Here is a 13,919-nt window from a genome sequence, read left to right as displayed (position 1 = left end):
TCGTCGCCACTCGTTCGGGCTGCATGGTCAACCTCTCTGTTGCTGCGGGTCGGGCACCGCGCTCACTGCCCCTGCGACTCTGGTCTGCGCAGGTGGCCGCGCAAAGTCGAGTTTCGCCGAATGGGACATCCTCTGCACGTCCGGGTGCCGCAGATGACGAGCGAAAGGCGGGGGACGCCGGTCGTGCCGGCATCCCCCGCCTCGTCGGGGTTCGACAGTCCTACTCGAAGAGCGAGAGGGTGAGCACCGAGGTGTAGGAACCGGATGCCGCGTTCTCGGCGGCGACCTTGAGGTTGAGGGCTGCGTTGGCCGACCACGAACCCTGGTCGTATGTCGCTACCTGGTCGGTGTTCAGGTAGAGCAGCTCGCCGTCAGCGTAGGCGAGGCCTTCGCTGTCCTCGTCGTCCAGGACACCTTCGATGTCGCCGCCGACCTCGATCGCTGTGCCGTAGTCCGCGGCCAGAGCGGGCGACCACCCGAGATGGTCGGCCGAGATCGAGTCGTCGCCCGAGACGAAAGCGCTCGCCGTGCCGAGGACGAACCACGGGCTGTCGGGGACAGTGCTGCGCGTGTCGGTGACGGTCACGGTCGGGAGGACGCCGGTGAACTCGCGGACCAGCGGGTCGCCCGAGTCGACCTCTTCGAGCGCGGTGTCGTTCGCCGCGACCGAGAGAGCCAGCACGCCCGACGGGTAGCGGTCGGTGATCTCGACGTTGATGTCGACGGTGCCATCGTCGATCTCGTCAGCAGTCGCGACAGCCGTGCCAGCTGACGCCAGCAGCAGCGCGCCGAACGCGATGCCGCCCGCGCGGGTGAGGGTTGATCTCTTCATCATTGAATCTCTTTCTGTGTGATCGCTTCTGCCTCGATCGTGTGACCGAGGCTCGGGTGACGTGTGGGGTGCGAGCCGGGTGCTCGCACCCCACACGCCCGGTGTCAGCCGCCCGCGGGAATAGCCCGGTACGGCGCCGTTCTCGTCTCGGTCACGGACTCACCGTCGACGATCGTCGTCGAAGTGATCGTGGCCTCGCCGGCCGGAACAGACGTCGCTCGCGTGTTGAACGACACGGCGACCGACTTTCCGGGAGCGACGTTCGGGAAGACCTTCTTGCCGAACTCTGTCGTCACCGTGATGTCCGCGGCTGCGCCCGTGTAGTTCGTCGCGGTCACCGACACGTACGCCTTGCCCGCGAGCGTGCGAGGTGTCGTATGCGCTGCGACACCCTTCGAGACGGTCACCGTGGCCGTCGAGGTGAGCTGTTCCTGCTCACCGTCGGCGTTCAGGACGTTCAATCGCACCGTGAGGTCGACTGCGCCGGCCGGGACGTTGTTGTCGACGTCGGCCGCATCGAACTGCAGCGTGACGCGGCTCGGTTCGGCCGTGACGTCGGACGGCTCGACGGGCGTCGCCGACAGCGGAGTGATGAGCTCGGCCGCGCTGTCGTACGTGTACCCGGCGGGCAGGTCGAACTGTGCGTCGATCGTCCCGTCGACCTGCGAGAACACGCCCGAGGGTGTGCCGAATCGCAGGTGACCCGGAGTGAATCGCAGAGCGCCCGGCTGATCCTGCGGTGCGAGGACGACCTCGATCTTGCCGGTCGGGCGCGGGTCGGTGCAGTCGTTGAAGAAGTACTCACCGGCACGTGTGAAGGTGTGCTGGTACGTCTCGCCCGGCTGCAGCCTGGCGTTGAACTCACCCTCGAAGTACTGCGTCGCGCAGTGCTCCTTCAGGTTGGGGAAGTTCGGGAACGTCTCGGCCCCCGGGTTGCGGAAGGTGACCGTCGTGCCGACCGGCACCCGCAGGTGCGTGGGCTGCATGGCGTTCGTCGCGACGCTGTCCTGCGCCGCTGCCGTGTCCGCCGTGCGGCTGCTGCGCGCGAGCAGAACGGTGTTGTCGACCGTCTCGCCCGCGACGGCGGAACCGCTCACGGGGCGACGCATGGTCAAGGGAGAGGTGTTCGGCCCCTCCTGGCTTCCCGTCGCGTTCGTATAGGCACCGTTGAGCTTGAAGGCCCACAGCGAGTCGCCCTGCGTGACCGATCCGCCGTACGGGTTCGTCGACCCGGCAGCGAACACGGCGATGTACTGCTCGCCGTCGACCTCGTAGGTGACCGGAGCGGCAGCGATGCCCGACCCCGTCTGGAAGTCCCAGAGGACGTCACCGTTGACAGCATCCATGATCAGGGCGCGGCCGTCGATCTGCCCGACCACGAGCAGGTCCGATGCCGTCGTCAGCGGCCCTTGGCCGTGCGACATGTCGGTCCCGAGGTGGTTCGTCCACACGACCTTGCCCGTCGAGGCGTCATAGGCGAGGATGCCGCCGGTCTGGTACTGACCCATCGCGCGGAGTCCGTTCGAGCCGGCTCCGTTGTAGTGAGCGACGGGGTTCGTGCCGTACGGGAAGTACACCATGTTCGTGCTGTGGCTGTACGACTGGTTCGACCAGTCGCCGCCGCCGTTCTGGCTCGTCGTCGAGAGGATCGGCATATCCCACTGCGGGTCGTACATGCAGCCCTCGCGGTGCCCTAAGTGACCCTCGGGGTACGTGAGGAACGGCTCATCGGCGGCGACGTAGCTGTCCGGGTTGAAGACGAGGTTGCCCTCGGCGTCGGCCTGGTAGCCGTTGTAGTTCGGCACCGCGCGCCACGGGTTGCCGGGCACGTTGTCGGCATCGAGCTTCTCCCACACGACGCACTCCGGCAGCTGACGCTCTACCGGGAACGGCTGCGTGTCAGGCTGGTTCTGGCGCGAGTCGACGATCATGGGCTTGTCGATCGTGGGGGTGACCGGCTGGCCGTTCGTGCGGTCGATCACGAACTGGTGACCCGACTTGCTGCCGTAGAACGCCACCTTGCGCTCGACGCCGTCGACCTCCATGTCCGCGAGCGTCGGCGGGTGGACGTTGTCCATGTCCCACACGTCGTGGCGGATCGACTGGTAGTGCCACTTGTACGCGCCGGTCGTGGCATCCACGGCAACCATCGTGCTCGAGAACAGGTTGTCTCCAGGACGCTGCGAGCCGTTCTGCGACGAGGTGCAGCTGCGGGCGTTGCCGAAGGTCATGTAGTACATGTTCAGCTCGGGATCCACCGAGCCGTGCATCCAGGGAGCGGCACCGGCCACAGCGGCGCAGTCCGTGCCGTTGTCCAGGACGGGACCCCACGTCTCGGACGCGTCGAAGGTGATCCCGTCGAGGCCGGTGAACTCTTCACCGCGCTGCGGCCCGCCGAAGAAGTGCCAGAGATACGATCCGTCATCGGCATCGAATGCGGCGACCGCTCCGCGGTTGCCGTCCGCCGCGTGGGCGTAGACGATGCCGTTGTTGTAGACGGTCGCGACCTTGCCGAACCCGCCGAGGCTTTGGCCTTCCGGGCCCCGCGCCGGGACAGCCCACACCTGCTCGCCCGTCTCCTGGTCGAGCGCGATGATGTTGCTGCCGCTTGCCAACGTGAAGATCTTGCCGTCGCCGGCCGAGACGCCGCGACGCGTTCCGGACAGCCCGAAGCCGCCACCGTTCCATTTCCAGATCGGGTCGCCGGATGCGCCGTCCACGGCGATCACGCCGCCCTGGGGCGTGTCCAGGTAGATCACGCCTCCCACGACGATGGGGGTCGTCTGCTGTCCGGTGTGGTTGGTCGCCGGTGCAACAGCCGACACGTGCGTGCGCCACGCCGGCGCGAGCTGGTCGAGGTTGTCTTTATTGATCTGCGTCAGTCCGGAGTAGTGCTGGTTTCCGAGGTTTCCGCCGACCGTGGGCATGTCGACACCCGTGGGTTCGAGGCCGGTCAGACCGGCGGGGGGAACGGGGTCTGAACCCGTTCCCACCGCTGTGGCGGGTGAGGCGGCGACAGCGAGGGTCAGCGCGAGCGCGCCCACCCCCACTACTGCCAGCCTCTTTCTCAATGTCTTGCGCATGTGCGTGCTCCTTGATCGTCATCGATCAGACGGAGGGCGGTGCGTGCCCGCCTCACGTCCCTGGGGGTATGCCGACCGAAGTGCCGAACTGGAGGCATCGGCGCCGGTCAGCGCTCCGGACGCTAGACCGCCCGCTCCGAGGGGGCAACCGATCGGCCCATCGAGTGGTACACCGCGTTGCCTTTCTGCTCAGTGGGACAACGGTTGGTCGGGATCAGTGCGCCTGCTTAGCATGCGACGACCGGCACCTAGCCCTGGACGGAGTTGTCATGGCTGCATCAGCATCCAAAACCCTCACGAGCGAACAGACTCGAGAACTCGATGAGGTGTTCGCGCGGGCACAGGCGGCGCTCGCCGTCATCGAGACGTACGATCAAGCGCGCGTCGATCGCCTCATTCAGGCCATCGCCTGGGCCGTCGCGAATCGCTCGTCGTTTCACCGACTCGTCGACATGGGGATCGAAGAGTCCGGCCTCGGCGATTTCGACAGCCGCATGAACAAGCGCATGAAGATCCGCGGTGTCCTTCGCGACGCGTTGCGCAGCCCCTCCGTCGGCATCATCGAAACCGACGAAGAGCGCGGTCTCGTCAAGTACGGCAAGCCCGTCGGAGTGATCGGGTGCGTCGTGCCGACGACGAACCCCGATCTCACTCCCGCGGGGAACGCGATCTACGCCGTCAAGGCGCGCAATGTCGTCGTCTTCTCGCCGCATCCGCGCTCGAAGGACACCACCTTCGAGACCGTGCGTCTCATGCGCGAAGCGCTCGAGGCAGAAGGCGCTCCCGCCGACATCCTGCAGTGCATCACGCTGCCGAGCCTCACCGCATCGCAGGAGATCATGCGCCGCTCCGATCTGGTCATCGCGACCGGCGGACAGGGTCTCGTGCGCGCCGCGTACAGCTCGGGTACTCCCGCCTACGGCGTCGGCGCCGGCAATGCCACCGAGTTCGTCGATGAGACGGCCGATCTGAAAGAGACGGCGCGCAACTGCATGCTCTCCAAGACATCGGACTTCGGCTCGGGCTGTTCGGCAGACGGAAACGTCCTCGTGCCCGCGTCGCGGTACCAGGACATGCTCGCCGCACTGCAGGACGAAGGCGGTCACCTCGCGACCGCCGACCAGCGGGCTGCGTTGCAGGCGGTGATGTGGGATGACGAAGGCCACCGCCTCGCCGACACCGTCGCGGTGTCCCCGCAGGCGCTCGCCCGAGCCGCCGGGTTCGAGGTGCCGGCGAGCACGAAGTTCATCCTCGTCGAGGGCGACGGCATCGCCGATGACCGGCCGTTCTGCAAAGAGAAGCTGACGACGCTCATGGCGGTCCACGCATACGAGGGGAGCTTCGAAGACGGAGTCGAGGTCGCCAAGCGTCTCTACGACATCGGCGGCAAGGGTCACTCGTGCGGCATCGCGTCGAAGGACGACGCCCACGTCGACTATTTCGCCCGGCACATGCCGGTCTCGCGCATCATGGTGCGGCAGCCCAACTCGAAGGCGAACGCCGGTGCGTTCACGAATGGGATGCCGATGACCTCGTCGATGGGGTGCGGCACGTGGGGCGGCAACATCACGTCCGAGAACGTGTCGTTGAAGCACTACATGAACACGACCTGGGTCTCTCGGGTCATCGCCGAAGACCGGCCCTCAGACGAGGAGCTCTTCGGTGACTTCTACGACGCTGCTCTCGAAGCGGCCGAACCGTCAGCGGTCGCTCGGTGAGCACGATCGATGAGTCGACCACGGGCGAATCCGCCGAGGCCCTCGTCGCCGAAGCGCGCGGGTGGTGGCATACCGACATCATCGACATCCATCCCGGCGAGATCGCGCTGCGCGGGTATCCCATTCAGGACCTGATCGGCAACGCCGGCTTCGTCGACACCATCTGGCTCATGGTTCAGGGCGAACTGCCCACTCGGGCTCGCGCTGCGCTGTTCGAGGCCGCACTCGTGGCATCCGTCGATCACGGTCCGCAGGCGCCGTCGATCGCGATCGCGCGGATGGCGACGACGTGCGGAGCGCCCGTGAACGGCGCGATGGCGTCGGCGATCAACGTTCTCGACGACATCCACGGCGGACCCGGACAGCAGTGCATGGAGATCTACCTCGAGATCGACGCCGAGCTCGACAGCGCGGGCGACGTCCGCGAAGCGACGCGCCGCGTTCTGCAGCGACACCGCGATGCGGGACTCACGTACGTGCCGGGGTTCGGGCACCGTTTCCACCCCCTCGACCCGCGCACTCCGCGCCTTCTCTCGCTCGTCGACGACGCCGTCGCGCAGGGCGAGATCGATGGGCGGTTCGCCGAGATCGGCCGGGCCGTCGAAGACGAGATCAGCCACGGCCGGACACGACGCATCCCCATGAACGTCGACGGAGTGACCGCCGTCATCTACTGCGAGCTCGGTCTTCCGCCGGAGCTGGGTCGAGGTGTCTTCATCTTGGCGCGGTCGGTCGGCATCCTCGCGCATGCCTACGAGCAGATGACGCAGGGCGTGCGGATCAAGGGACCCTTGCCGAAATCACTCGGATACACCTACACCGGACCGGCCCGACGTGCCGTCCCGAAAGAGACCGACCAATGAAGGAGAACGACATGAAAGACCTGGTGTCGAACCAGATCATCAGGTACCTGGAGGCGCGTGCCGTCGAGCACGTGTTCGGGTTGTGCGGGCACACCAACATCGCACTTCTGGCTGCCCTCGAAAAGAGCGAGCAGATCTCCTTCATCAATGTGCGTCACGAGCAGATCGCCTCGCACGCCGCCGACGGCTACGCGCGAGCGGGCAAGCGGACAGGTGTCGTGCTGTCGCACCTCGGGCCGGGCCTGACGAACGCCGCGACGGGGGTGGCGAACGCCGCACTCGATTCGATTCCGATGGTCGTCATCGCCGGCGACATCCCGACGCACTATTACGGGAAGCATCCGCATCAGGAGGTCAATCTCCACGCGGACGCGGCCCAATACGAGATCTACCGCCCGTTCGTGAAGCGGGCGTGGCGGGTCGACCAGCCGCACCTCATGGCCGAAGTGCTCGACAAGGCGTTCACGCTTGCGGAGAGCGGGCGACCCGGCCCCGTCCTGGTCGATGTGCCGATGGATGTCTTCTCGGCCGAGGTCGACGTCGCGACGTTCGACAAGGCAATCAGCAATACGCGCACGCTCGCGAAGCCCGGTCTCGACGAAGAGGTCGCCGAACAGATCGTGCGCAATCTGCTGGAGGCGGAGAACCCCGTGCTCTACGTCGGCGGCGGCGTGATCAGCGCCGACGCGACCGACGAGCTGCTGGAGTTCGCCGAGCTGCTCTCGCTGCCCGTGTCGCACAGCCTGATGGGCAAGGGCGCTGTCCCCGACGACAATCCGCTCGTGCTGGGCATGACCGGATTCTGGGGTACGGCGTTCACGAACGAGATGACCCGAACGGCCGACTGGATCCTCGCTCTCGGCACGCGCTTCGCCGAAGCGGACTCGAGCTCGTGGTATCCCGAGTACACATTCGACATCCCGAAGACCAAGCTGATGCAGATCGACATCGATCCCGCCGAGCTGGGGCGCAATTATCCGCTCGAGATCGGCGCGCTCGCCGACATGAAGTCCGCGCTCAAGACGCTCGTGCGCATCGCGCGCCGGCTCGCTCCCGAAACGATCGATCGCGCCGAGCTGATCGGCAGGATCGCCGCGAATCGCGACGATCTCAAGAGCCGCAATGCGGCGGCGCAGGTGTCGGAGGCGTGGCCCATGCGGCCCGAGCGCATCCTGGCCGAGGCGCGCGCCGTGCTGCCCGCCGACGCGATCATCACGACCGACGTCGGCTGGAACAAGAACGGCGTCGGTCAGCAGTTCGACATCCTGACGCCCGGTTCGATCCTGACACCCGGCGGGTTCGCGACGATGGGGTTCGGCGGTCCGGCCGCCGTCGGAGCCAAGATGGCCTGCCCCGACCGCGTCGTCGTCTCTCTCGTCGGCGACGGCGGCTTCGGGCAGAATCCCTCCGTCCTGGCGACGGCCCGCGAGCACAACACGCCCGTCGTGTGGGTCGTGATGAACAACAACGCGTATGGGACGATCGCCGGGCTCGAGAAGGCGGCGTTCGGCACGACGTACGGAACGGTCTTCGGCACGGCGGACGACCCCATGTATACCGACTTCGCGGCGATCGCGCGGGCATACGGCGTCACGGGCATCAAGGTCGAGTCAGCCGCGGAGTTCAGACCGGCGCTCGAGCGTGCGATCGCGCATGAGGGTCCCGTCGTGATCGACGTGTCGATGGTCAACGTCCCCACACCGACGACCGGCCACTGGAACATCCTCGACATCTACTCGCCCGACGAGAAGATCGAACACGTCGCGACCTCGTGACATGCCCAGCTCACGTCGGATGACCGGTGACGCCCATGAGTGACGAGTCTTCTGTCTCGATCTCCACGGTGTCGCTGGCGGGCACGCTCCAGGACAAGATGCGGGCTGCCGTCGCGGCCGGATTCGGTGGGGTGGAACTGCTCGAATACGACCTCCTCGTGTCACCGTGGTCGCCCCGGCGCGTCGCCGAAGAGGCCGCGGACCTCGGTCTCTCGATCGATGTATACCAGCCGCTGCATGTTGAAGCCGTCCGGCCCGGCCTGTTCGATGCCCGCCTGCGCCATGCCGAACGCAAGCTCGATCTGGTGAGCGAGCTCGGCGCGCGCGTGCTCGTCTGCTGCTCGACGACCTCGGACGACGGAATCGACGACGACGAGCTCGCCGCGGAGCAGCTGTCGCGCATCGCCGACCTGGCCGCGCAGCGGGGTGTTCGACTCGCGCTCGAGGCGGTGCCGTGGGGCCGCGTCCGCACGCACGAGCACGCGTGGCGCATCGTCCGGCGGGCCGATCATGCCGCTCTTGGAATGTGCCTGGACAGCTTCCACGTGCTCTCGCACGCCAACGATCCGCAGGTGGAGCTTGCCGCCTTCGATCCCGCGAAGATCTTCCATGTGCAGCTCGCCGACGCGCCGCGCGTCGGCATGGACGTGCGCGAATGGAGTCTGCACTCACGGGTGTTCCCGGGGCAGGGCGTGCTCGACGTCCACGGATTCCTCGAGCAGCTCGCGGTGAAGAGGTATCGAGGCTCGATCGCGCTCGAGGTGTTCAACGACGTCTATCAGCAGGAAGATCCACGCCACGCCGCGATCGATGCCATGCGGTCGGTGCGTGCGCTGGCCGAAGCTGTGGGGGAGCGCGGCCCGGCCGCCCTCCGGTCCGCATCGAGCACCCTTCCACCTGCTCCGCGCCTCGACGGGTACGCGTTCGTCGAGTTCGCGGTCGATGCGCTGTCGCGCCCCCTCCTCGCGCGCCTGCTGGGCAGGCTGGGCTTCACCCACACCGGGCAGCACCGCTCGAAGCCTGTCGAGCTGTGGGAGCAGGGAGACGCGCGCGTCCTTCTCGACCTCGCGCCCGACCGATCGATCGACCCCGCGACGGCGTCGATCATCGCGCTGGGGGTCGACACGTCAGACGCGCGCGCGTCCTTCCGGCGAGCGCAGAGCCTGCTCGCGCCCAAGCTCGCCCGCAAGCTCGGCGAGGGCGAAGCCGACCTGAACTCCGTCGCCACTCCCGACGGCACGGCGCTGTTCTTCTGCGAGGGGGATTGGCTCGCAGATTTCGAGCCGACGGGCGCTTCCGCATCGACGTCACCGCTCCTGCACGACATCGATCATGTGTCGATGACGGACTCCGTCGACGACTTCGAGCCGTCGACTCTCTTCCTCCGTACCGTGCTGGGCCTGTCGGCGGGTGAGCCGACCGAGGTCAATGCGCCGTTCGGCGTCGTGCACCGGTGGACTGCGACCGACCCGGCTCACCGCGTTCGAATCGCGCTGAGCACATCTCCGCTGCGCCGCGGGGACTGGGCTCCGAGCATCTCGAGCCCGCAGTCGATCGCGTTCCGCACCGACGACGTCGTCGCGTGTGCGCGGGCGCTGCACGACAGTGGAGCATCGATCCTGCGCATCCCCGGCAACTACTACGACGATCTCGAGGCGCGGGTCGGCCTTCCGGCTGACATGATCGCCGTGCTTCGCGAGAACGACATCGTCTACGACCGCGATCGACACGGCGAGTACCTGCACTTCTTCACCGAGATGGTGGGATCGCGGGTCTTCTTCGAGATCGTGCAGCGCATCGACGGTTACGACGGCTTCGGTGATCCGCACAGCGTCCCCCTCCGCATGTCGGCCCATCGCCGCCAGCGGATGCGGATGCTCGAGGTCACGTCATCGGAGGTTCCGACCGACCACCGCTACGACTACTCGCTCGCGCACCTGACCGCGCTGAGCCTGACGCCACCCGAACTCGTCGACGCAGCGGCCGCCGCCGGTTACCGCTACGTCGGCCTGCGCATGACGAAGGTGACGGCGCAAGAGCCCAACTACCCCCTCTCGTACGACCCGAAGCTGATGCGGGCCACGAAGACGCACCTGGCGGCCATGGGGGTCGAAGTGCTCGACATCGAGCTCGCCCGCATGACCTCGAGTGACAGCCCACGCGACTACCTGCGCTTTCTCGAAGCGGGCGCCGAGCTCGGCGCCCGCCACGTCATCACGCAGCTCCCCGACGCCGATTTCGCGCGCAAGTCCGACCGATTCGCCGAGTTGTGCGAGCTCGCGCGACCCCTCGGGCTCACGCTCGATCTGGAGTTCCCCTCGTGGACCGAGACGCCGAACCTCTCTGAGGCCGTTCGCGTGCTGCGCGCCGCTGATCAGCCGAACGCGGGGCTCCTCATCGATGCGCTGCACTTCTGGCGATCCGGATCGACGCTCGACGAGTTGCGCGCGCTGCCGCGCGAGTGGTTCCACTACGTGCACGTGTGCGACGCACCCGGAGAGATCCCCACAACGACCGAAGGGCTCATCCACACGGCCCGGTTCGAACGGCTGTTTCCGGGCGAAGGCGACCTCGACATCGCCGGCATCCTCGACGCGCTTCCACCGAACCTGCCCCTGGCGCTCGAGATCCCCCGTGCGACCCTCGTCGCCCAGGTCGGAGCGAAGGAGCACGCGCGGCTCGCGATCGCCGCGTCACGCCGTCATCTGGATGCCGCGGCGCCATCTCTCGCGGGCGGTTGAGAGCCTGCGGCCTCGACGCGCGGAGCGGGGGGATGAGATCCTTGCGCCTCCGACACCCCGGTCGCCGCGAGCGAGAGTTCGAGCAGCTCGCGGAGCACGTCGCGGTCGACACCCGACAGTCGCGTCACGTACAGGCACGCCTTGCTGGCGCGGTGCTTGCCCAGTCGGTCGAGAAGATCGGGCCACCGCGTCGTGAAATCGGTGAGGAAGTAGATCGTGTGGTGCGCCGCGCCCGAGGCGAAGGCGAGGAGAGGCGCTTGTCCACTGTGCCCGCTCTCGTAGCGGTACTCGTATGTCCCGAAGCCGACGATGCGACCGGCCCAGACCACCGGCGGCTCGCCCGTGATCTCGCCGAACAGCTCGAGCAGCTCGTCGGCTTCGTCGCGGCGGGCACCCGTCGCTTTCTCGAGAGCCACCTCGACGGGAACGTCCGACGGTGACATCGCCGGCGACTTCTTCGCGGATCCTGTGTTCTCGCTCATGTCGAGTCCGTCCGTTCGCTGGTGATGACCATCCTGACGCGGCTGCCCCGCGACGATAACCCTCAGCAGGGTCGCGGGTCCTCGGTCATCTCTTCACGATAGGGCGCGACCGGTTTCAGCTCCACGGCATCGACGCGCAGACCCTACGCGCCGTTCGCCGCCCTCCAGTCGCCGATCAGCCGGCGAAGCTCGTCTTTGCGCGCGTCCGTCGCGAACGAGGCGATGATGGAGTTCTCGGCGAGGGTGGCGAGCTCGTGGGCGTCGAACCCGATGGCGGCGACGGCGTCGTAGTTGGCGCCGACGTAGCCGCCGAAGTAGGCCGGATCGTCGGAGTTGATGGTGACGAGCACCCCCGCGTCGAACAGTGCGCGAAGCGGGTGCGACCGGATGTCGGCGACGGCGCGCAGCCGCACGTTCGAGAGCGGGCAGACCGTGAGCGGGATCCGGTGCTCGACGAGGTAGTTGACCAGGTCGGCGTCTTCGATGGCGCGGATGCCGTGGTCGACGCGGTCGACCTGCAGGTCGGTGAGGGCTTCCCAGATGTACGCGGGCGGACCCTCCTCGCCCGCGTGAGCGACCCGGCGAAGCCCCAGGCTCTCGGCGCGCGCGAAGAGGCTCGCGAAGAGGGCCGGCGGATAGCCGACCTCGGCGGAGTCCAGCCCGACCCCCAGCAGCTCGTGCGCACGCGGCGCGATCTCGTCGAAGAGCGCCTCTGCCGATTCGACCGGAAGGTCGCGGACGAAACAGAGGATGAGCCCCCCGGTGATGTCCCATCGGCGCTCAGCCTCGCGGAACGCTGCGAGAAGACCGTCCATGACGACGCCCGGTGACACACCGTTGCGCTGGTGCACCTGCGCGTCGAAGAACATCTCCACGTGGCGCACGCCATCGGCGTGCGCGCGCGCGAAGTAGGCCAGCGCGAGGTCGGTGAAGTCCGCTTCTGTGCGAAGCACGGTCATGCAGACGTAGTACAGGTCGAGAAATGATCCGAGGTCGGTGAAGTCGTACCGGTCGCGCAGTTCCTCGACGTCTGCGAACGGCAGCTGCACGCCGTTTCGCGCCGCGAGCTCGAAGGCCAGCTCGGGTTCGAGCGTGCCTTCGATGTGCAGGTGCAGCTCCGCCTTCGCGAGGCTGCCGGTCTCGTCTTCGAGCGTTGCCGCCGACATCAGTCTCCTCAGGATCCAACCCAGGCCATCGGTACCAATCGACGCAAGTGCTCATAGAACCGGCGCCGCTTGACAAACCAATCATGCCATTGGTTCTATCGAGGAGCGACTCTCGTCGTGACCCGCACCCTTAGCTTCTTCTCGGTGCTTCTCCTCATCCCTAGGACACACCCGACATGACCACGCGTTCCCGCACCCGCACGTCCCTCATCGCCTCGGCGACCGCCCTCCTCGCCGCGCCCCTGCTGCTGGCGGGATGCTCCACTCCGCCGCCTGTCGACGAGGGCGGTGCATCCGGAGACAGCGACTTCATCGCGTGCGCCGTCTCGGGATCGGGCGGATGGAACGACAAGTCCTTCAACGAGCAGGTCTACGAGGGCCTGCAGACCGCGAAGAGCGATCTCGGCGTCACCGTCATCCCCTTCGAGTCGAAGACCGCCGATGACTTCCGCCCCGGCCTGGAATCGCTCGTCGACCAGGGCTGCAACCTCATCTTCAGCATCGGCTTCGACGCGAACGACGCCGTCAACGACGCGGCCGCAGCCAACCCCGACATCGACTTCGTCACGGTCGACGGCTTCGTGAAGGACGAGGCGACCACGAACCTGAAGGCCGTCACCTACGCGATGAGCGAGTCGGCGTTCCTGGGCGGCTACCTCGCGGCAGCGCACAGCGAGACGCACACGATCGGCACGTTCGGCGCGATCCAGAACGGTGCGATCACCGACTTCATGACCGGGTACTACAACGGCGCGCAGCAGTGGGCGGCAGACAACGACACGCCCACCCAGGTGCTCGGCTGGGATCCGGCCACCGAGACGGGCGTCTTCGTCGGCGACTTCGTCAACCAGGTGACCGCCAAGTCGATCTCGGCCGCGCAGCTCGATCAGGGAGCCGACGTGCTCTTCCCCGTCGCCGGCCCTCTCTTCGCCGCGACCGGTGAGGCGATCAAGGACTCCGGCAAGGACGTCGTCTTCATCGGCGTCGACTCCGACGTCGCGGTGACCGCCCCCGACTATGCCGCCATGATCCTCACCTCGGTCGAGAAGCGCACGACCGCGGCCGTGCTCGAGATCATCGCGCAGGCCAGCGCGGGCGAGTTCACCCCCGAGGCATACGTCGGAACGCTCGCCAACGCGGGCACGGGACTCTCGGCCTTCCACGACTTCGCCTCGGCGGTGAGCCCCGAACTGCAGAACGCCCTCGACGAACTCGCGACGCAGATCATCGACGGCTCCCTCGACACCCTCGGCTGAGCC

9 protein-coding genes are annotated in these 13,919 nt (G+C 67.1%); 5 read left to right on the top strand and 4 right to left on the bottom strand.

What is annotated here, in order from left to right; all coding sequences use genetic code 11:
• Positions 1-220 precede the first annotated feature (220 nt).
• Both ACFC3F_RS10035 and ACFC3F_RS10030 read right to left on the bottom strand, forming a co-directional pair.
• Positions 221-835 (bottom strand): hypothetical protein, encoded by a 615-nt coding sequence (locus ACFC3F_RS10035; protein ID WP_376129009.1) that lies wholly within the window; start codon positions 833-835, stop codon positions 221-223.
• A 101-nt stretch (positions 836-936) separates the two neighbouring features.
• A complete protein-coding gene (locus tag ACFC3F_RS10030; RefSeq protein WP_376129008.1) occupies positions 937-3,915 on the bottom strand; it encodes a PQQ-binding-like beta-propeller repeat protein in 2,979 nt (992 codons plus the stop codon).
• A gap of 269 nt (positions 3,916-4,184) precedes the next feature.
• Between ACFC3F_RS10030 and ACFC3F_RS10025 the strand changes: the two genes are divergently transcribed.
• The 4 genes from ACFC3F_RS10025 to ACFC3F_RS10010 are packed head-to-tail and all read left to right on the top strand — an operon-like array spanning position 4,185 to position 11,012.
• Positions 4,185-5,633 (top strand): aldehyde dehydrogenase family protein, encoded by a 1,449-nt coding sequence (locus ACFC3F_RS10025; RefSeq protein WP_376129006.1) that lies wholly within the window; start codon positions 4,185-4,187, stop codon positions 5,631-5,633.
• Positions 5,630-6,496 (top strand): citryl-CoA lyase, encoded by an 867-nt coding sequence (locus ACFC3F_RS10020; RefSeq protein WP_376129004.1) that lies wholly within the window; start codon positions 5,630-5,632, stop codon positions 6,494-6,496. The genes ACFC3F_RS10025 and ACFC3F_RS10020 overlap by 4 nt, the downstream gene beginning before the upstream one ends.
• 11 nt (positions 6,497-6,507) lie before the next feature.
• Entirely contained in the window at positions 6,508-8,271 is a 1,764-nt protein-coding gene (locus ACFC3F_RS10015; RefSeq protein WP_376129003.1) for a thiamine pyrophosphate-binding protein, read from the top strand.
• A gap of 35 nt (positions 8,272-8,306) precedes the next feature.
• Positions 8,307-11,012 carry a TIM barrel protein gene (locus ACFC3F_RS10010; protein ID WP_376129065.1) on the top strand — a complete coding sequence of 902 codons (2,706 nt, stop codon included), beginning with the start codon at positions 8,307-8,309 and terminating at the stop codon, positions 11,010-11,012.
• Here the strand turns inward: ACFC3F_RS10010 and ACFC3F_RS10005 are convergent.
• Together ACFC3F_RS10005 and ACFC3F_RS10000 are read right to left on the bottom strand one after the other, a co-directional pair.
• Complete coding sequence (locus tag ACFC3F_RS10005) at positions 10,973-11,494, bottom strand: DUF1801 domain-containing protein (protein WP_376129001.1); 522 nt, start codon at positions 11,492-11,494, stop codon at positions 10,973-10,975. The genes ACFC3F_RS10010 and ACFC3F_RS10005 overlap by 40 nt on opposite strands.
• Positions 11,495-11,637: 143 nt before the next feature.
• Entirely contained in the window at positions 11,638-12,660 is a 1,023-nt protein-coding gene (locus ACFC3F_RS10000) for an adenosine deaminase (RefSeq protein WP_376128999.1), read from the bottom strand.
• Between the two features lie 176 nt (positions 12,661-12,836).
• On the opposite strand from ACFC3F_RS10000, the gene ACFC3F_RS09995 reads away from it, so the two are divergent.
• Positions 12,837-13,916 carry a BMP family protein gene (locus ACFC3F_RS09995; protein ID WP_376128997.1) on the top strand — a complete coding sequence of 360 codons (1,080 nt, stop codon included), beginning with the start codon at positions 12,837-12,839 and terminating at the stop codon, positions 13,914-13,916.
• Positions 13,917-13,919 lie beyond the last annotated feature (3 nt).

The sequence above is a fragment of the Microbacterium sp. NPDC055910 genome (genome assembly GCF_042271185.1).
Classification (GTDB): domain Bacteria; phylum Actinomycetota; class Actinomycetes; order Actinomycetales; family Microbacteriaceae; genus Microbacterium.
Note: the sequence above shows the minus strand (reverse complement) of the source record. Positions and strands in the feature narration are given on the sequence as shown.